Origin of the sequence: Devosia sp. 63-57 (assembly GCF_001899045.1) — a bacterium.
Classification (GTDB): domain Bacteria; phylum Pseudomonadota; class Alphaproteobacteria; order Rhizobiales; family Devosiaceae; genus Devosia; species Devosia equisanguinis.
The window spans coordinates 1-1,041 of sequence record NZ_MKUY01000006.1 but is presented as its reverse complement, the minus strand read 5'-3'; the positions used below and the strand labels follow the sequence as shown (position 1 = coordinate 1,041).

1 pseudogene is annotated in these 1,041 nt (G+C 59.2%); it reads right to left on the bottom strand.

Annotated elements, in window-relative coordinates:
- Window positions 1–497 precede the first annotated feature (497 nt).
- Window positions 498–1,041 (bottom strand): annotated as a pseudogene (locus tag BGO80_RS19375) (hypothetical protein); the annotation flags it as partial.

Below are 1,041 nucleotides of genomic sequence, written 5' to 3'. Positions count from 1 at the left end.
CACAGGCCGTCGTTTGGATTCGCATAATATGCGTTGTAGAATGTCCACGCTGGAGCCGGAACCGGCCTGCCCGCTTCCGGCCAGCGGAATGCAATAGCGGTCATATTAACCTGTGCTCGTTGAATTCTGGATGGAAAGACCCGCCCATCTACAACATGGAATCGCCCGCCGCCCCCCGGATGCTTCGGCAATCGGACCGACAGGTCCCGCAAGGGCACTGCTCCTGGGAGCAAGCGCAGTGCGTTGGGACGGGCCACGGGCCGGCGAGGGTGGCTTATTTGTACGATGTTTCCATGCGCCGAGCGAATGCCGCCGGCTGGCTTTCAAATCCTACATGGTCACCCGGCAGGCTGATCGGTTGCACCCCCAATGCAGTGGCAAGCGCCAGGCTCATGTCGGATATAGGTTGCCCTGTGTCGCTTGGCAGTTAATTGTAAGAATGCGCCGGTTCGGCACTGATCTGGCATTAAATCGTGAGAATGGTGGGTGCTGGATTCTCAAATTAACTGCATCTGTGAACAAGCTTTCGGCCTGCGCACTTGGGCGATCAGGCCTTCTACGGCGTCTGTGAATCGGACCTTATTGTCCCCCATCATGTGACCACGCAGCATCTGCAGCATTTCCGGTCCGGCACGCTCTACCATGGCAACGCCTGCTAGAAGAGCTGGCCGCAGATGAAGTGGCAGGATCGGCTTGGCGGGTGTGGGTAGATTCTCCTGTTGATCGGCAACCACATGGTCGAGATCGGGGATGATGGCACCGAGCACGCGGAACCGCCAAAGGTCCAACTCGCGGGGTATGGGTCTCGGAATCCGTCGCATCAGCAGAAGTCGAGCAATGTCGGCCGGCGATGTCCATGTGCTGATGCCACGTTCGGCTTCATCGTCGAGCAGTTTTTCGCCGCGAGCGGCTGCAGCGCGATACGGCTGGAAAGGGGAGGGGAGTTTGCGTGGGCCCGAATCTCTGAGTTGCTCTCCACACAACGGGCATGTGATGCGCCAACCCAGCAGTTGGCTTCGCAAGACTGGCGCCGGTTCAGCG